16 protein-coding genes and 1 tRNA gene are annotated in these 16133 nt (G+C 74.4%); 7 read left to right on the forward strand and 10 right to left on the reverse strand.

Annotated elements, in window-relative coordinates:
• Nucleotides 1-23: 23 nt before the first annotated feature.
• Nucleotides 24-2921 carry an AAA family ATPase gene (locus ACFQ8E_RS18115; protein WP_430551960.1) on the reverse strand — a complete coding sequence of 966 codons (2898 nt, stop codon included), beginning with the start codon at nucleotides 2919-2921 and terminating at the stop codon, nucleotides 24-26.
• A gap of 139 nt (nucleotides 2922-3060) precedes the next feature.
• Between ACFQ8E_RS18115 and ACFQ8E_RS18120 the strand changes: the two genes are divergently transcribed.
• The 6 genes from ACFQ8E_RS18120 (at nucleotide 3061) to ACFQ8E_RS18145 (ending at nucleotide 8797) form a co-directional block, all read left to right on the forward strand.
• A complete protein-coding gene (locus ACFQ8E_RS18120; protein ID WP_430551961.1) occupies nucleotides 3061-3291 on the forward strand; it encodes a hypothetical protein in 231 nt (76 codons plus the stop codon).
• Between the two features lie 200 nt (nucleotides 3292-3491).
• Nucleotides 3492-5006: a sugar ABC transporter ATP-binding protein gene (locus ACFQ8E_RS18125; RefSeq protein WP_430551962.1), complete on the forward strand. Its 1515-nt coding sequence runs from the start codon at nucleotides 3492-3494 to the stop codon at nucleotides 5004-5006.
• Nucleotides 5003-6034, forward strand: coding sequence for an ABC transporter permease (locus ACFQ8E_RS18130; protein WP_430551963.1), 1032 nt, complete (start codon nucleotides 5003-5005; stop codon nucleotides 6032-6034). Before ACFQ8E_RS18125 ends, ACFQ8E_RS18130 begins: the two co-directional genes overlap by 4 nt.
• Nucleotides 6031-7080, forward strand: coding sequence for an ABC transporter permease (locus ACFQ8E_RS18135; protein ID WP_430551964.1), 1050 nt, complete (start codon nucleotides 6031-6033; stop codon nucleotides 7078-7080). Before ACFQ8E_RS18130 ends, ACFQ8E_RS18135 begins: the two co-directional genes overlap by 4 nt.
• Complete coding sequence (rhaS, locus tag ACFQ8E_RS18140; protein WP_430551965.1) at nucleotides 7077-8120, forward strand: rhamnose ABC transporter substrate-binding protein; 1044 nt, start codon at nucleotides 7077-7079, stop codon at nucleotides 8118-8120. The genes ACFQ8E_RS18135 and rhaS overlap by 4 nt, the downstream gene beginning before the upstream one ends.
• Nucleotides 8121-8182: 62 nt before the next feature.
• Nucleotides 8183-8797 (forward strand): TetR/AcrR family transcriptional regulator, encoded by a 615-nt coding sequence (locus ACFQ8E_RS18145; RefSeq protein WP_430551966.1) that lies wholly within the window; start codon nucleotides 8183-8185, stop codon nucleotides 8795-8797.
• Between the two features lie 53 nt (nucleotides 8798-8850).
• On the opposite strand, the gene ACFQ8E_RS18150 is transcribed toward ACFQ8E_RS18145, so the two are convergent.
• Nucleotides 8851-9948, reverse strand: coding sequence for a Gfo/Idh/MocA family protein (locus ACFQ8E_RS18150; protein ID WP_430551967.1), 1098 nt, complete (start codon nucleotides 9946-9948; stop codon nucleotides 8851-8853).
• Nucleotides 9945-10745, reverse strand: coding sequence for a sugar phosphate isomerase/epimerase family protein (locus tag ACFQ8E_RS18155; protein ID WP_430551968.1), 801 nt, complete (start codon nucleotides 10743-10745; stop codon nucleotides 9945-9947). The genes ACFQ8E_RS18150 and ACFQ8E_RS18155 overlap by 4 nt, the downstream gene beginning before the upstream one ends.
• Before the next feature lie 203 nt (nucleotides 10746-10948).
• Here ACFQ8E_RS18155 and ACFQ8E_RS18160 point away from each other — a divergent pair, with 203 nt between their 5' ends.
• Nucleotides 10949-11587 carry a dihydrofolate reductase family protein gene (locus ACFQ8E_RS18160; RefSeq protein WP_430551969.1) on the forward strand — a complete coding sequence of 213 codons (639 nt, stop codon included), beginning with the start codon at nucleotides 10949-10951 and terminating at the stop codon, nucleotides 11585-11587.
• Nucleotides 11588-11607: 20 nt separating this feature from the next.
• On the opposite strand, the gene arfB is transcribed toward ACFQ8E_RS18160, so the two are convergent.
• The 7 genes from arfB to ACFQ8E_RS18195 all read right to left on the reverse strand — a co-directional run bounded on the left by arfB (nucleotide 11608) and on the right by ACFQ8E_RS18195 (nucleotide 16131).
• Nucleotides 11608-12045, reverse strand: coding sequence for an alternative ribosome rescue aminoacyl-tRNA hydrolase ArfB (gene arfB / locus ACFQ8E_RS18165; protein WP_430551970.1), 438 nt, complete (start codon nucleotides 12043-12045; stop codon nucleotides 11608-11610).
• A gap of 58 nt (nucleotides 12046-12103) precedes the next feature.
• Nucleotides 12104-13051: a choloylglycine hydrolase gene (bsh, locus tag ACFQ8E_RS18170; protein ID WP_430551971.1), complete on the reverse strand. Its 948-nt coding sequence runs from the start codon at nucleotides 13049-13051 to the stop codon at nucleotides 12104-12106.
• A gap of 157 nt (nucleotides 13052-13208) precedes the next feature.
• On the reverse strand, nucleotides 13209-13409 hold the full coding sequence (locus tag ACFQ8E_RS18175; RefSeq protein ID WP_430551972.1) for a hypothetical protein: 201 nt from the start codon (nucleotides 13407-13409) through the stop codon (nucleotides 13209-13211).
• 103 nt (nucleotides 13410-13512) lie between these two features.
• Nucleotides 13513-13589, reverse strand: a tRNA-Pro gene (locus ACFQ8E_RS18180).
• A 51-nt stretch (nucleotides 13590-13640) separates the two neighbouring features.
• The gene (gene ribH / locus ACFQ8E_RS18185) at nucleotides 13641-14168 is read right to left on the reverse strand and encodes a 6,7-dimethyl-8-ribityllumazine synthase (RefSeq protein WP_430551973.1); all 528 of its coding nucleotides are present in this window, start codon (nucleotides 14166-14168) and stop codon (nucleotides 13641-13643) included.
• Nucleotides 14165-15493 (reverse strand): bifunctional 3,4-dihydroxy-2-butanone-4-phosphate synthase/GTP cyclohydrolase II, encoded by a 1329-nt coding sequence (locus ACFQ8E_RS18190; protein WP_430551974.1) that lies wholly within the window; start codon nucleotides 15491-15493, stop codon nucleotides 14165-14167. Before ACFQ8E_RS18190 ends, ribH begins: the two co-directional genes overlap by 4 nt.
• Nucleotides 15490-16131, reverse strand: coding sequence for a riboflavin synthase (locus tag ACFQ8E_RS18195; protein WP_430551975.1), 642 nt, complete (start codon nucleotides 16129-16131; stop codon nucleotides 15490-15492). Before ACFQ8E_RS18195 ends, ACFQ8E_RS18190 begins: the two co-directional genes overlap by 4 nt.
• Nucleotides 16132-16133 lie beyond the last annotated feature (2 nt).

The following is a 16133-nucleotide window of genomic DNA, read 5'->3' on the forward strand; positions in this document are numbered from 1 at the left end:
GGGGCAGGTGGTGAGGCCGGTCGTCACGGTCGGCGACGCGCCAGCCCGGACAGCTCGACGCGGTTGCGCGCGCCCGTCTTCGCCAGCAGGTGCGAGACGTGGGTGCTGACGGTCTTCTCGCTGATCGTGAGCGCGTCGGCGATCTCGGCGTAGGTCCGGCCCGCGGCCACGAGGGCGAGGACCTCGCGCTCGCGCGCGGTGAGCCCGGCGACGGGGCCGGCCGGCACGTCGACCTCGCCGGCCGCGGCGGGCTCGTCGAGCGGCACGCGGGCCCGCACGGCGAGATCGCGCAGCGCGTCGGAGACAGGGACCGCGCCGAGCGCCTCCGCCGCTGCCAGACCGCGGCGCAGCAGGCGGACCCCAGGGGCCCGGGAGCCCGCGGCGAGAAAGGCCTCCGCGCCGCGCCGGCAGGCGTACGCCTCCTCCCAGGCGAGCTCGCCCGCCGCCGACGTCTCGGCCGCCACGACCCAGAGCGCGCCGTCGTCGGCCCCTCGGACGCGCGCCGCCTCGGCGGCGACGAGCGCCTCGAGCGCGGTGACCTGCGCCTCCCCCAGGGGCGTCGACGGCCCGACGTCGCGGACGACGCGCGGGAAGCGTGCCTCGAAGGCCTCGCCCCGGCGGGCGACGGCGTCGCGCGAGCCGGGGCGCCCGGTCCGCGCCGCGTCCGCCAGGTCGGCGAGAGCGCGCAGGGCGAGCGGCACGAGCCACTCGGACATGGTCGGCACCGGGCCCTCGCGTGTCAGGCCCCGCAGCGCCGCGTCGTACGCCCGCTCCGCGTCGCCGCCGGCGAGGTGGACCTCCGCGCGGACCGTGTCGAACTGGAACGCGACGAAGTCCCCCAGCTCGGCGAACCGCTCGTCGGCCCGCGCGAGGTGCGCGGCGGCCTCCTCCGGGCGTCCCTGCAGGGCCGCCAGCCGCGCGGCGACGATGCGCGCCTTGACGTCGGCGAGCGGGCCCGGGTCCGCCGCGAGCGCGTCGCGGAGCCGGTCGACCGCGCGACGCCAGTCCCCGACGGCCAGCCAGCTGTCCGCCTCGTCCGCCGACATCACCGCCGAGTACGTGTGCGGCGCCCCGAGCGCGACCATCTGCTCGCGGTACCGGCGCAGGCCCTCCGCGTACGTCCTCGAGCTCCCCACCTCGACCGCGTTCAGCCGCCACGCGACGGCGTGGACGTACGCCCACCAGTTCCGGACCCGGGCCGCGACCTCGACCGCCTCGCCCCCGTACGCGATGCCGGCCGTGGCGTCCGCCGCGAACACCGCGAGCATCGCCGCCGCCGTGAGCGCGTAGGTGAGCGACTCGTCGTCGCCGGCCGCCCGCGCGATCTCGATCGCTCTCGGCGCGAGCGGTTCCAGCCCCTCGACGCCGTGCCAGGTGCCGGAGTGCACGAGCTCGGCGAGGGCGAGCGCGTGGGCGCCGCTGCGCGGCTGCGCCTCCGACAGCCGCACCGCCTCGCGCACCACCGCGACGTTCATGAAGTCCCGGCCGGTCGAGTACTCGAGGTGCACGCGGCGCACGAGCAGCCGCGCGACGGACAAGGGCTCGGCGACCGGGTCGACCGCGCCCAGCAGCGCGTCGACCGCCGCGAGCTCGGCGTCGAACAGCCCGGCGTCCTTCGCGGCCGTCCGGGACCGCTCGAGCAGGTCGCGCCGCGACTCCGCCGGCGACTCCTGCTGGGGGTGCAGGTCGAGGGCGCGCGCCAGCAGCCGCTGCTGCTCGGCGGCCCCGCCCCCGGCGCCCGCGACGTCCGCCGCGCGCAGGGCCGCCGCGTAGGCGCCCGCCGCGTCCCCGGCCCGGTAGGCGTGATCGGCGAGGGAGACGACATCGCGCACGTCGTCGCCGCCGGCCCGGTGCCCCCCGGCGACCGCCTCGGCCGCGAGCGCCGCGCACCGCCCGTGCAGCAGGTGCCTGCGGGAGTCGTCCAACGACCGCTCGAGGACCTCCGCGCTCAGCGGGTGCCGGAACCACGCCGCCCCGTGGGCCCCTGACGCCAGGAGTCCTGCGGAGACGCCCTCGGCCAGCCCGGCACGCACCGCGTCGACGGGGACGCCGCACACCCGAGCGAGCGCGTCCGGTTGGGCCGGCGCCCCCACCACGGCCAGCCCCTCGGCCACGGCCCGATCCCCCGGCCCGAGGCGGTACCAGGCCGCCACCACCGCGTCGCGCAGGTCCTCGGAGTACGCGTCCGGCAGGTGCCGGGCGTCCGGGGCCAGCCCGTCGGCGAGCAACCTGGTGAAATACGGGTTGCCGTGGCTGCGGGCGTACACGTCCTCGACGAGCGACTCGTGCGGAGGGGCGCCGAGCAGCGCCGCGAGCTGCGTCGCGGTGGCGACCCGGTCCAGCAGCCCCAGCCGCAGCTCCGTGCAGCCCGGCATCCGGCGCACGTCGGCGAGCCACCGCCGCACGCGCTGCCCGTGCGGGTCCTCGCCGCTGCGCACCGTGGCGACGATCCGCCGCGCCGCGCGGCGCGGCGCCCCGACGAGGTACAGGAGGACGTCCAGGGTGCTGGTGTCCGCCCACTGCAGGTCGTCCACGAAGAGCACCACGGGCCCGGCGTGGTCCAGCCCGTCGAGCCACGCGTCGAGGCGCACCGGCGCGGCCGCGTCGTCGAGGTCGGGCGGCGGGGGCGCGTCCACGCCCGCGGCGGCGCCGTCGCCGAGCGCCGTGCGCAGCGGCAGGTACGGGATCGAGATCGCGTCCAGGGGCAGACAGGGCGCGTGGAGCGTGACGAGCGGGTGAGATTCCGCGGCGGCACGGATCGCGGCCTCCACGAGCACCGTCTTGCCCACGCCGGCATCGCCCTCGACGAGCACGGCCCGCGGGCCATCGTCCGCCGTCGTGACCAGCAGGGACGACAGGCGGGAGAGCTCCGGCTCACGCCCGACGATCGTCGTCGTCGACGGTCCGGCGGTCCCGGCCATGCCTCCAGGATGGCACCGCCGCGCGGGGCTCAGGGGGTGAGGTCCTGATCTCAGGGACCGATCCCGATGCCCCACGGCAGGCGCGGCCCGGACGATCGCGGCAACGGCACCTTCTGCCGCTACCCCCTGGAGGCCCGTCATGTCCACCCATCGCCTCGCCCCGGCCGTGCCCGCCGGCCTGATCGTCGCCGCCGTGCTCCTGCCCGCACCGGCCGGCGCCGACGAGATCGGCGCCGGACCGACCACATCGCCCCCCGGCTGCGCCCTGGAGCGCGTCGACGACCAGCTCGTGCGCTGCGACGAGCTCACCGGCGCCGGCGTCCCGGCGCCCGGTTCCGTCCCGGAGTGGAGCCCCGGCTCGCTCCGCTGACACCCCCGGCGACGGCGGCCGCCCCGGGAGGGCGGCCGTCGTCGTGCCCGGCGGGGGCGGGCGGGACCCGGTGTCACGACATCGACACGATCCGCAGCGGCGCGTTGACGCTGCGCACCGGGGCGAATAGCGTGCTGTGGCAGGTACTTTGAATCGTTTTTAGGCATCGCTCGCGACAACGACGTCGGAGGGAGTGGCCCATGGCGAGCCCACCTGAGGGGCCCGTGCTCGAGCTGCGGGACGTGCGCAAGTCGTTCGGACCCGTCGTCGCGCTGCGCTCCGGCGCGCTGAGCGTCGACGCCGGGTCGATCCACGCCCTCGTCGGCGAGAACGGCGCCGGCAAGTCGACCCTGGTGAAGATCCTGTCCGGCCTGTACCGCCGCGACGCGGGCACGTTCCGGCTGCACGGGCACGACGTCGACTTCACCACCACCGCCGAGGCGAGGGCGGCGGGGGTCGCGGTGATCTACCAGGAGCCCACCCTGTTCCCGGACCTCAGCGTCATGGAGAACATCTTCATGGGCCGTCACCCGCTGCGGACCGGACGCCGGGTCGACCGCCGGGCGATGCGCGACGACGCCGCCGCGCTGTTCGCCCGGCTCGGCGTCTCCCTCGACCCCCTGCGCCCCGCGGAGGGCCTGTCGATCGCCGACCAGCAGATCATCGAGATCGCCAAGGCCATCTCCCTCGACGCGAGCGTGCTCGTCATGGACGAGCCCACCGCGGCGCTGTCCGGGCACGAGGTGCGCCGGCTGTTCCAGGTCGCCCGCGGTCTGCGCGACGAGGGCCGGGCCCTGGTGTTCATCTCCCACCGCCTCGACGAGGTCTTCGACCTGTGCGACGCGGTGACCGTGCTGCGCGACGGCGAGTACGTCGCCACCGCGGCGGTCGACGCCACCACGGTCACCGAGGTCGTGACGCACATGGTCGGCCGCACCGTCGACGACCTGTACCCGAAGGTCCCCGCGCCGATCGGCGACGTCCGGCTGGAGGTCCGCGGCCTGCAGCGCGCGGGCGTGTTCCACGACGTGTCGTTCGACGTCCGGGCCGGGGAGATCGTCGCCCTCGCCGGGCTCGTCGGCGCGGGCCGCAGCGAGATCGCCCGGGCGGTGTTCGGCGTGGATCCCTACGACGCCGGCAGCGTCCGGCTCGACGGCCGCCCGGTACCTCCGCGCAGCCCGCGCGCGGCCGTCCGGGCCGGGATGGCCCTGGTCCCGGAGGACCGCCGCCAGCAGGGCCTGGTCACGGACTCGACGGTCGCACGGAACGTCACCGCCGTGATCCGGTCCCGGATCGCCCGGCTCGGGATGCTCACCTCGCGGCGCGAGAGCGACGCCGCCGCGCCCTGGGCGTCGCGGCTGGAGGTCAAGACGAACGCGCTGGACATGCACGGCAGCACGATGAGCGGCGGGAACCAGCAGAAGGTCGTGATCGCCAAGTGGCTCGCGACCACGCCGACCCTGCTCATCATCGACGAGCCCACGCGCGGCATCGACGTCGGGACCAAGGCCGAGGTGCACCGCCTGCTCTCAGAGCTCGCCGGGCAGGGCATGGCGATCCTCATGATCTCCTCGGAGCTGCCGGAGGTGCTCGGCATGGCCGATCGCGTGCTCGTCGTCGCGGAGGGCCGCGTCACCGCCGACCTGTCGCGCGACGAGGCCACCCCCGAGGGCGTCATGCACGCCGCCACCGCGACCCTGGAGCACCAGCCGTGACCGAGCAGCTGGTGGAGCCCAGCCGCCTCTCCCCCGCCCGTCGCGCCTGGCGCACGGTGCGCCGCTCCCGCGAGCTCGCCATCGCGCTCGTCCTGCTCGCCGTGATCGCGGCCGCGACCGCCGCGAACGACAGCTTCCTGCTCAGCCCGAACAGCTGGCGCGACCTGCTCCTCACGCCGTCGGTGCTGGTGGTGCTCGCGGTGGGCCAGGCGGTCGTGATCATCACCCGCAACGTCGACCTGTCGGTGGGCTCGATCCTGGCGCTCACCGCCTACCTCAGCGGGCGGCTGTTCATCGCCAACCCGGACCTCCCGGTGCCGGTGGTGTTCCTCGTGGCCATGCTCGCGGGCGCCGCTCTCGGCCTCGTGAACGGGCTGCTCGTGGGCCTCGGGCGCGTGCCCGCCCTCGTGATCACCCTCGGCACGCTGTACGTGTACCGGGGCGTCGTCCTCACCTGGGCCGGCAGCGACCGGGTCAACGCGTCCGACCTGCCCGGCACGTTCCTCGCCCTCGGGACGAGGACCGTGCTGACGGTGCCCGTCCTGGCGGTGGTCGCGCTCGTCGTGCTCGCCGCCGTGGGCTATTACCTGCACACGGCCCGCGGCGGCCGCGAGCTGTACGCGATCGGGTCCGAGCCCGAGGCCGCGGTGCTGTACGGGCTGCCCGTCCGCCGCCGGGTGATCGGCGCGTTCGTGCTCTCGGGCGCGCTGGCCGGGCTCGCCGGGATCATGTTCGCGGCCCGCTACGGCACGATCAGCTCCGGGGCGGGCCTCGGCACGGAGCTGCAGGCGGTCGCCGCCGCGGTCATCGGCGGGGTCGCCATCTTCGGCGGCAGCGGCACCGTCTGGGGCGCCGCCCTGGGCGCCGTCCTGCTCGTCACGATCAACCGCGCCCTGCCGATCCTCGGCATCCCCGACTTCTGGCAGCAGGCCGTGGTCGGCGTCCTGATCATCGGCGCGATCGTGCTCGACCGGCTGCTCGCGAACCGCACGGCCCGCCGCCTCGTCCGCGCGAGGGACGCCCGATGACGGCCCCGGGACGCCCCGAGCAGGCCGGGCGCACGTACGCCGCCCACGCCCGACCCTGGTGGCAGCGCGCCCTGCTCACCCGCGAGGCGGGGATCATCGTCCTGCTCGTGGTGGTCGTCGCGCTCTCGCTCCAGTACGTGGACAACTTCCGCAGCCCGCTGACGCTCCCCTACCTCGTGCTGGACACCGCGCCGATCCTGCTCATCGCGCTGCCGATGACGCTCGTGATCATCACCGGCGAGATCGACCTGTCGGTCGCCTCCGTGGTGGGGCTCTCCAGCGTGACCGTCGGCCTCCTGGTCGAGGCGGGCTGGTCGGTGCCGGCCGCCGCCGGTACCGCGCTGCTCGTGGGCGTGGCGTGCGGCGCCCTCAACGGCTTCCTCGTCGCGTTCGTCGGGCTGCCCTCGCTCGCCGTGACGATCGGCACGCTCGCCCTGTACCGCGGCGTCGCCGTGGGGCTGCTGGGCACCAAGGCCGTCACGGACTTCCCCGAGCGCTGGACGGACCTCGCGACCGCCCGGCTCGGGGACACCCAGCTCCCGGTGGTCCTGGTGCCGATCGTCGTGCTGGCCGCCGTCTTCGTCGTCCTGCTGCACTTCACGCCGTTCGGCCGCGGGGTCTACGACATCGGCCTCAGCCCCGACACCGCGCGGTTCAGCGGCGTGGGCGTGGCCCGGACCAAGCTCCTGCTCTTCGTCCTCACCGGCGCGGTCGCCGCCTTCGCGGGGGTGTTCTTCACCCTCCGCTACGGCAGCGCGCGCGGCGACAACGCGACGGGCATGGAGCTGCAGGTGGTCGCGGCCGTCCTGCTCGGCGGCGTGTCGATCTTCGGCGGCCGGGGCGCGCTGCACGGGGTGCTCGCCGGCGTGCTGCTCATCGGCGTCGTCTCGAGCGCCCTGCGGCTGGAGAGCGTCACCGTCAACGTCATCAACATCATCATCGGCGCGCTCCTCGTGCTGTCGGTGATCTCCCCGAGCGTCACCGCCTGGATCGTCCGGCGCCGACGCCCGACCACCCTGCGGCCCGTCGGAAAGGAAGAACGATGAAGCTCACGAACCAGCGGTCGGCCGCCCTCGCGGCCCTCGCGATGACCGCGGCACTGGCCCTCGCCGGATGCTCCTCCGGGGGCGACGACGGCGGCGGGGGCGGCGGTGAGAGCGGCGGCGGGGGCGGCGACGTGTCGGTCGTCATGCTGCCGAAGAACCTCGGCAACCCCTACTTCGACACCAGCACGAAGGGCGCGAAGGCCGCCACGGACGAGTTCGGCGGCTCCTTCTCGGAGGTCGGGCCGGACACCGCCACGCCCGACGCGCAGGTGCCCTTCATCAACACCGCGGCCCAGCAGGGCACCCAGGCGCTCATCGTGTCGGCCAACGACCCGAAGGCGATCTGCGACGCGCTCGACGAGGCCCGGCAGGCCGGCACGAAGGTCGTGACCTTCGACTCCGACACCGACCCCGCGTGCCGTGACCTGTTCGTCAACCAGGCCTCCGCCGAGGGCATCGCCGAGGTGCAGGTCGACATGATCGCCGAGCAGATCGGCGACGCCGGCGAGGTCGCCATCCTCTCCGCCAGCGCGAACGCCACGAACCAGAACGCGTGGATCGAGCTCATGGAGAAGGACCTGGCCGACAACCACCCGGACATCACCCTGGTCGACACCGTCTACGGCAACGACGACGACCAGACCTCGTTCGACAAGACGGCGGCGCTGCTGCAGTCGCACCCGGACCTCAAGGGCATCATCTCGCCCACCACCGTGGGCATCGCCGCGGCGGCCCGGTACGTGTCGACGTCGGACGCGAAGGGCAAGGTCGCCGTCACCGGCCTGGGGACGCCGAACCAGATGCGCGAGTACGTCAAGGACGGCACGGTCACCGAGTTCGCGCTCTGGAACCCGGAGGACCTCGGGTACCTCGCCGCGTTCGCGGCGGACGCCATGGTCGAAGGCACCATCACCGGGGCCGAGGGCGACTCCTTCACCGCCGGCAAGCTCGGCGACTTCACCGTCGACGCCGACGCGACCGTGCTGCTCGGCGACCCCTACCGGTTCAACAAGGACAACATCGACGACTTCGACTTCTGACGGTTCGGGGCCTGTCGGCCACGGCCCGACGGCCGGTCGCCCACGCCGGGTAGGTTGGCGGCGTGGGCGGACCGGGCGGGGCAGACGACGAGGCGCCCCGGCGCGGCTACGCGAAGGGGGCGGCGCGCCGGGCTCAGATCCTGGACCAGGTGCTCCGGATGGTCGCGGAGCACGGGGTCGACGCGTCGTCGCTGCGGTCCGTCGCCGACGCGGTCGGCGTCTCGCACGCCACGCTGCGGCACTACTTCCCGTCGCGCGACGACCTGCTCGTCGCCGTCTATCACGAGCACGAGGTCCAGCGGAGCGACGCCGGCGGGCCGCCGTCGTCGGCGGTCGGCGGGATGCGCGAGAGCGCCGTCCTCAACCGCGAGGTGCCCGGCCTCGTCCAGCTCTACACGACCCTCGCCGGCGACGCCGCGGGCGCGGGCCATCCGGTGACGCGCGAGTTCTTCCGCGAGCGCTTCGCCCGCCTGCGGGCCGAGCTGTCCGACCAGGTCCGCGCCGACCAGGAGGCGGGCCGCATCGACCCCGCCGTCGACGCCGGGGACCTCGCCGCGCTGGCGATCGCCGCGTCCGACGGCATCCAGGTGCAGTGGCTGCTCGACCCCGACGCCGTGGACGGCGCGCGCGTGCTCGAGCTGCTCGAGCGGCTGGTGCCGCCCCCGCCGGAGGTCTGACGCGACGAGGGGCCGGGTCCCGCAGGACCCGGCCCCTCGGCGTGACGGCGAGGTCAGAAGGTCGACGCCGCCGGGTCGAAGTCCTCCGCCAGCGGCGGCGGCGCGCCGACCGTGGACGCGACGTCGATCGGCGTCCCGGACTCCGCGGCGTCGCGGATCGCGAGGAGCACGTCGAGCACGTGCAGCGCGACGGCACCGGACGCCCGCTCGGGCCGCCCCTCCCGGATCGCGCGGGCCAGCTCGACGACGCCGGTGCCGCGGCCCCAGGTGGATCCGGTGGCGGGGACGGTCTCGGGCTCGTCCTGCCCGTAGCGCCACAGGGTGGAGTCGCCGTCGAACACGTTCGGGTCGGGCAGCACGATCGTGCCCGTCGTGCCGTTGATCTCGACGAACCCGGCGCGCGGCAGGGCGTGCTGGAACGAGAACGTCGACTGCGCCGACTGCCCGCCGCGGAACTGGATCAGCGCCGCGTGGTGGGTCGGCACCTCGACGGGGAACGTCGCGCCGGCACGCGGGCCGGACGCGATCGTGCGCTTCTCGAGCGACTTCGACGACACCGCCTGGACGCGGGACGCCGCCCCCAGCGCGTGCACGAGCGTCGTGACGTAGTAGGGCCCCATGTCGAACAGCGGGCCCGCGCCCGTCGCGTACAGGAAGTCGGGGTCCGGGTGCCATGCCTCGGGGCCCGGGACGTGGAACATCGTCGTCGCCGTCAGAGGCTCGCCGATGTCCCCGCGGGCGATGGCGCGCAGCGCGGACTGGATGCCCGCGCCGAGCACGGTGTCCGGGGCGCACGCGACGCGCAGCCCCTTCGCCTCGGCGGCGGCCAGCAGGGCGGCAGCGGACGCGTGGTCGGTCGCGATCGGCTTCTCGCTCCACACGTGCTTGCCGGCGGCGACGATCTGGTGCCCGACCTCGGCGTGCACCGCCGGGATCGTCAGGTTGACGACGATCTCGATGTCGTCGCGGGCCAGCAGCTCCTCCACCGTGCCCGACGACGGGACGCCGTAGGCCTCCGCCTGCGCGCCGGCCCGGTCGAGCAGCACGTCGGCGACCATGCGGACCTCGACGTCGGCGAACTTCGTGAGGTTCTCGAGGTACTGCGTGGAGATGTTCCCGGCACCGATGATGCCGACACCGACGCGGCTCACTTGTCGTTCTCCTGCAGCCAGGCGAGGGACGCGGCGACGCCCTCGAAGACGTCACCCGCGTAGGAGTCGAACTCCACGACGCGGATGGCCTGCGGCGCGGCGGCGAGGATCGCCGGCACGTCGACGTCGCCCTGCCCGGCGGGCACCTGGTTCTCGTACGCGGCCTTGAGGGCAGGCGGCACGTCGAGGGCGCTCTCGCTGGAGGGCAGCACGGTCGCGATGTCGCCGGACACCTCCCCGTCCTTGACGTGGATGGCGACGACGCGGTCGCCGAGCGTCTTGAGCACGGCCGGTGCGTCGGCGCCGCCGACGGTGGCCCAGAAGGTGTCGACCTCGAGGACGGCCTCCGGGTCGAGGTGCTCGGCGAAGATCTCGAACACCGGGCGCCCGTCGACCTTGTTGGTGAACTCCCACTGGTGGTTGTGGTAGCCGAAGCGCAGGCCGTGGCCCGCCGCCCGGGCCGTCAGCTCGTTGACGCGCTCGGCGAGCTTCTTCGCGTCGTCCGCCGTCTGCCACCGCTCGGTCGGGACGAACGGGTCGATGACGATCCCGATCCCGAGGCGGGCGGCGGCCTCGAAGACGACGTCGGGCTCGGCGACGTCGATGACGGCGGCGTGGCCGGACGGCGCGGCGAGACCCGTGGCGGCGAAGGCACGCTCGAAGTCGGCGGCGCGCTCGACGAACGCGTACGGCTCGACGTGCTCGTACCCGATCTCGCGCACGCGCGCGACGGCGGCGTCCAGGTCGGCGGCGATGGCATCCCGCAGCGAGTACAGCTGCACGGACGTGATGGGCATCTGGGGCTCCTTCGCGTGGTCGGCGGTCCGACTTCCGTCGATGCCCGTACAGAAGTACGTCGCACCGCGCCGGAAGCCGTGGACGAGCCTACCCCCAAAACCTCACAGTGGAAGGTTTCTGCGCCGATGAGTTCCTCCGACCCGGGAGGTCCTTCCCGTGAGCCGGCCGACCATGTGGGCCGGACGACCTTCCGGAGGACACCATGGGACTCATCCACCTCGAGCTGTTCGCCACCCTGGACCTGGTCGCCCAGGCGCCGGGCGGCCCCGACGAGGACCCGCAGGGCTTCCCGTTCGGGGGCTGGCAGGCCCCGCTGATCGACGAGGTCGCCGGGGAGCAGATCGACGCCGCCTACGGCGAGGGGACGGACGCGCTCCTGCTGGGCCGGCGCACCTACGACATCTTCGCCGCGTACTGGCCGCACCAGAGCGGCGGCGGCCAGGACGGCGACATCGCGACCCTCTTCAACAGCATCCCGAAGTACGTCGCCTCCCGCGGCACCCCCGACCTCTCCTGGGCCGGCTCCACCCAGCTCGGCCCGGACCTGCCCGCCGCCGTGCGGGAGATCCGCAACCGCCACGAGCACGTCCGCGTCGTCGGCAGCCTGAACCTCGTGCAGACCCTCCTGCACGAGAAGCTGTTCGACCGCATCGACCTCTGGGTCCACCCCATCGTCCTGGGCGTCGGGAAGAAGGTGTTCGACGGCGGGGAGGTGCCGACGAACCTCCGGCTGCTCGAGCCCCCTGCCGCCGGCCCCAGCGGCACCGTGTACCTCCACTACGGCCTCGCCGACGGCGTGCCAGCCACGGGGGACATGGGTGCTCCGGACCGCGGCGCCTGACGACCGCCGCGCCCGCCGGTTCAGTCCTGCGGCGGGCGCCGCATCCGCTTGACGCCCGCACGACGCTTCTTCGCGTCGATGCGTCGCTGCGCCGACCCGCGCGTCGGCCGCGTCGGGCGGCGGCGCGGCCCCGGCGGCGCGAGCGCCTCGGCGACGAGCGCCGCGAGACGGGTCCGGGCGACCTCCCGGTTGCGCAGCTGGGCGCGGTGCTGGGAGGCCGCGACCGTCACGACCCCGCGCACGGCACGGCCCGCCAGGTGCTCGAGGACCCGCGCGCGCTGCGCCTCCGTGAGCGACCTCGACTCCCCCACGTCCCACGACAGCTCGACGCGCGAGTCCGCCGTGTTCACGCCCTGACCGCCCGGACCCGACGAGCGCGAGAACCGCCAGGACAGCTCCCGCTCGGGGACGACGAGGGCCGCCGTCACGCGCAGGCCGGAGTGAGGGTCGTCGGGCACGCGTCCATCATGCCCGGTGCGTGCCCGCGAGCGCGGCCTCGACCTCGTCCACGTCGCGCTACGCCAGGACCAGGTCCGAGCCGTCGGCCGGATGGTCGGCCATCGCGACGCTGCGGATCGCCGGGTCGTCGTAGGTGTTCCAGTAGTACGTCGAGGTCTGGGAGGAGAAGAGCCCCGTGTAGATCGTGATCTCGAACTCGCCCGAGCCCATCGCGGCGCAGCCGTCGACCATCGCCACCTGCTGCAGGGTATGGAACGCGCGGCTGACGTTCTCCGCCTCGCTCTCCCTGCCGGGGTAGTGCGCGTTGACGTACGCCGCGCGGACGAACCGGGACGGCGAGTAGTAGTCGCCGGGGATCCCGCGCATGTGCGAACCCGACCCGAACGGGCCGAGGAGCGCCCTGCCCAGCGCGACGTCCTGAGGAAACTCCGGCGAGGTGTTGAGGTAGTTGCGCAGGTTCTCGTGGTGCCAGGCGAACCCGGGCTGGTTCGTCAGCACGTCGACGTCGTCGTCGAACACGTGCATGCCGTCGCTCGTGTGCTCCACCACGATCGCCCGCGTGCCGTCGGCGACGATCCAGTGGAGCAGCGAGCTGGGGAACTTGTCGTTGATCGGCCGGTCGACGATCACCACGTCCGCGAGCGCGGCCTCGACCTCGTCCACGCTCGCGAACTGCGAGCAGACCCACAGGGGGAACTCGAACGCGGCGACGTTGACGGCGCCGTCCACCGGGGCGGGGGCGTAGGCCGCGTATCCCGGGAAGTTGAGCCCCGCGACCGCCAGCCCCGCGTCGTTCCCGCAGTCGAAGTAGAGCGGCGTGGCCTCCTCCACGATGCCCATGCCGATGGTGGCGTGCTTGATGTCGGGCACGGCACCGAACGGCGACCTCGGCGCGAACCCGGTGGGCGTCATCACCACCTGCTGCCCGTAGCCGGTCGTCCAGTCGAGGTTTCGTGCGAGGTAGACGCTGCCGTGACCGTCGGAGAACCGGATTCCCGTGCACATGTCGTGTTTCCCCTCGTCGTCGTGTCGATGCGACGTGCCTGAGGCGTGCTCACTCTTGCCGCGTCGTGTCCCGTCTCGTGGCCATCGTCGCCCGCAGCGGACCGGGTCGCCCGGGGGCGACGCACGGGGCCGCAGACGCGTTCGTCCGGTGGCGGGGTCAGGACACGTCGGCAGCAGGTCCGGCGGGCGCGAGGGTCAGCAGCCTGTACCGGGCGCACGCGTCCACGTGGATCGCGTGCAGCCCGCCGACGACGGCGGCGGGTATCCGGTACTGCCGCAGCTCTCCGTCGATGACGAAGAACTCGCTCGCGACGGCCTCGGCGAGCTGCTCGTCGGTGTACCGGCGTTGGCGTCCCATGGGGAGGACGGTCGGGCGCGGGACCGACAGAGAGCGCAGGGCCGATCGACCCGAACGACGAGAGGCTCGGACCGTCTCCGGTCCGAGCCTCTCGTTCGTGTGCTGGTCGGGCTGACAGGATTTGAACCTGCGACCCCTTGACCCCCAGTCAAGTGCGCTACCAAGCTGCGCCACAGCCCGTCGACCCCACCTGTGGCACCGTGGTGCCACCCCGCAGGGCCGACCGAAATACTACCCCAGGTCAGACACTGCTCCTGCATCGACGCGAGCACCGCCGACGGGTGTCGCCCGGACGTCGCCGAGGACGCGCGCGGTGGCCAGCGCCGCCGCGGTGGCCTCGTAGCCCTTGTCCTCGTGCGAGCCGTCCAGCCCGGCGCGGTCGAGTGCCTGCTGCTCGTCGTCGCACGTCAGGAGCCCGAACCCCACGGGGACGGTGTGGTCGAGGGCTACCCGGTTCAGCCCGTCGGTCGCGGCGGCGCACACGTAGTCGAAGTGCGGGGTGCCGCCCCTGATGACGACGCCCAGGGCGACGACGGCGTCGTACCCGGCCTCCGCGAGCGCCTGGGCGGCGACGGGCAGCTCGAACGAGCCGGGCACGCGCACGACCAAGGGGGCGCCGACCTGGTGGTCGGCGCACGCGCGCAGCGCGCCGTCGAGCAACCCGTCCATGACCACCTCGTGCCAGCTCGCCGCGACGACGGCGACGCGCAGGTCGGAGCAGTCGACGGGCGCCGCGGTAGGGGCGCCGGCGCCGCTCATCGGGCGGCTCCGGCGGCCGTCGGGGCGGGCCGGGTCGCGGGGAGAGTCGAAGGGAGAGTCGGGGCGTCGTGCATCGTTCCTCCGGTGTCGTGCGGGACGTCGGTCAGGTGGGGCAGGTCGTGCCCCATGCGGTCGCGCTTGGTCCGCAGGTAGCCGAGCGTGCGCGGGTGGGCGGGCAGGGTGAGGGGCAGCCGCTCGACGACGTCCGCTCCCCCGGCGACGAGGCCGTCGACCTTGGCGGGATTGTTGGTCAGCAGGCGCACGGCCGGCACGCCCAGGTCCTTCAGCACGTGCGCGGCGGCGGTGTAGTCGCGGGCGTCGGCGGGCAGCCCCTGGTCGAGGTTGGCGTCGACGGTGTCGCGCCCGACGTCCTGCAGGGCGTAGGCGGCGAGCTTGGCGGCCAGCCCGATCCCCCGCCCCTCGTGCCCGCGCAGGTAGACGACGACACCTCGGCCGGCCTCGGCGATCCGCCGCAGCGACTCGTCGAGCTGCGGCCCGCAGTCGCACCGCAGGCTGCCGAACGCGTCCCCCGTGAGGCACTCGGAGTGCACCCTCGTCAGTACGGGGCCGTGCCCGGGGGCGGCCAGGGCGTCCAGGGCCCCTGCCACCAGCGCGACGTGCTCGTCGCCCGAGCGGGTGTCCCGGTAGGCCACGGCGGTGAGGTCGCCGTGCCGGGTGGGCAGGGTCGTCACGGCGACGCGCTCCACGAGCAGCTCGGTCGCCCGCCGGTGGGCGACGAGGTCGGCCACGCTGATCAGCGCGAGCCCGTGCTCGGCCGCGAACTCCCGCAGCGCGGGCAGCCGCATCATCGTGCCGTCGTCGTGCACCAGCTCGGCGAGCACGCCGGCCTCGCCCCGCCCGGCGAGGCGCGCGAGGTCGACGGCCGCCTCGGTGTGCCCGCGCCGCTCCAGGACGCCGCCGGGACGGGCCCGGAGCGGCAGCACGTGCCCGGGCCTCGTGAGGTCCGCGGGCCCGGCCGCCGGGTCGGCGAGCAGGCGCGCGGTGCGGGCCCGGTCGGCGCCGGAGATCCCGGTCGAGACGCCCGTGGCGGCGTCGACCGTCACCGTGTAGGCCGTGCGGTAGGCGTCCTGGTTCGCCTCGACCATGAGAGGCAGGCCGAGCCGGTCCAGCTGGTGGCCCGCCACGCCCACGCACACGAGGCCGCTGGTGTGCCGCACCAGGAACCCCATGAGCTCGGGCGTCGCGGCGTCCGCGGCCAGGATGAGGTCGCCCTCGTTCTCGCGGTCGGCGTCGTCCGCGACGACGACGGGGCGCCCGGCCGCGACGTCCGCGATCGCCCGCTCGACCCGCCCGACGGCGCTCACCGCGCCGCTCCTGCCGCAGCCGCGAGGCCGTGCGCGGTGCCGGACGCCAGGTGCCGCTCGACGTACTTGCTCAGCACGTCGACCTCGAGGTTGACCTGCTCCCCCACGGCGCGGGCGCCGAGCGTCGTGCGCGCCCGCGTCTCGGGGATGAGGCTCACGGTGAACGCGTCGTCCCGCGCGTCCACCACGGTGAGGCTCACACCGTCGACGGCGATCGAGCCCTGCGCCCCGACGTACCGCGCCAGCTCCGGGGGCAGCGCGATCTCGACGACCTCCCACTGCGTGCCCGGCGTGCGCGCGAGCACCGTGCCGACGCCGTCGACGTGCCCCTGCACGACGTGCCCGCCGAACCGCCCGTCGGCCGCGAGCGCCCGCTCGAGGTTGACCGGGTCGCCGGCACGCCGCCCGCCGAGGCTCGTGCGGGCCAGGGTCTCCGCCATGAGGTCGGCCGTCCAGGTGGCACGACCGTCGTGCTCCCCCGTCTCCGCGACGGTCAGGCAGCAGCCGTCGACGGCGATCGAGTCGCCGAGCCGGACGCCGTCGAGCACCCTCTCGGCCGCGACGGTGAGACGGGCGCCGTCCGCGTGCTCGCGCACGGCCACGACGGCGCCGAGCTCCTCCACGATTCCGGTGAACATGG

The sequence above is a fragment of the Isoptericola sp. NPDC056573 genome, from assembly GCF_042793335.1.
In the GTDB taxonomy this organism is placed as follows: domain Bacteria; phylum Actinomycetota; class Actinomycetes; order Actinomycetales; family Cellulomonadaceae; genus Isoptericola.

Bases quoted from the DNA above. Each gene is read 5' to 3' on its own strand.
- ACFQ8E_RS18160 (WP_430551969.1), top strand. From the start codon at position 10,949: ATGGGACTCATCCACCTCGAGCTGTTCGCCACCCTGGACCTGGTCGCC.
- ACFQ8E_RS18175 (WP_430551972.1), bottom strand. From the start codon at position 13,409: ATGGGACGCCAACGCCGGTACACCGACGAGCAGCTCGCCGAGGCCGTC.
- bsh (WP_430551971.1), bottom strand. From the start codon at position 13,051: ATGTGCACGGGAATCCGGTTCTCCGACGGTCACGGCAGCGTCTACCTC.
- ACFQ8E_RS18115 (WP_430551960.1), bottom strand. From the start codon at position 2,921: ATGGCCGGGACCGCCGGACCGTCGACGACGACGATCGTCGGGCGTGAG.
- ACFQ8E_RS18125 (WP_430551962.1), top strand. From the start codon at position 3,492: ATGGCGAGCCCACCTGAGGGGCCCGTGCTCGAGCTGCGGGACGTGCGC.
- rhaS (WP_430551965.1), top strand. From the start codon at position 7,077: ATGAAGCTCACGAACCAGCGGTCGGCCGCCCTCGCGGCCCTCGCGATG.
- ribH (WP_430551973.1), bottom strand. From the start codon at position 14,168: ATGAGCGGCGCCGGCGCCCCTACCGCGGCGCCCGTCGACTGCTCCGAC.
- ACFQ8E_RS18120 (WP_430551961.1), top strand. From the start codon at position 3,061: ATGTCCACCCATCGCCTCGCCCCGGCCGTGCCCGCCGGCCTGATCGTC.
- ACFQ8E_RS18155 (WP_430551968.1), bottom strand. From the start codon at position 10,745: ATGCCCATCACGTCCGTGCAGCTGTACTCGCTGCGGGATGCCATCGCC.
- ACFQ8E_RS18135 (WP_430551964.1), top strand. From the start codon at position 6,031: ATGACGGCCCCGGGACGCCCCGAGCAGGCCGGGCGCACGTACGCCGCC.
- ACFQ8E_RS18195 (WP_430551975.1), bottom strand. From the start codon at position 16,131: ATGTTCACCGGAATCGTGGAGGAGCTCGGCGCCGTCGTGGCCGTGCGC.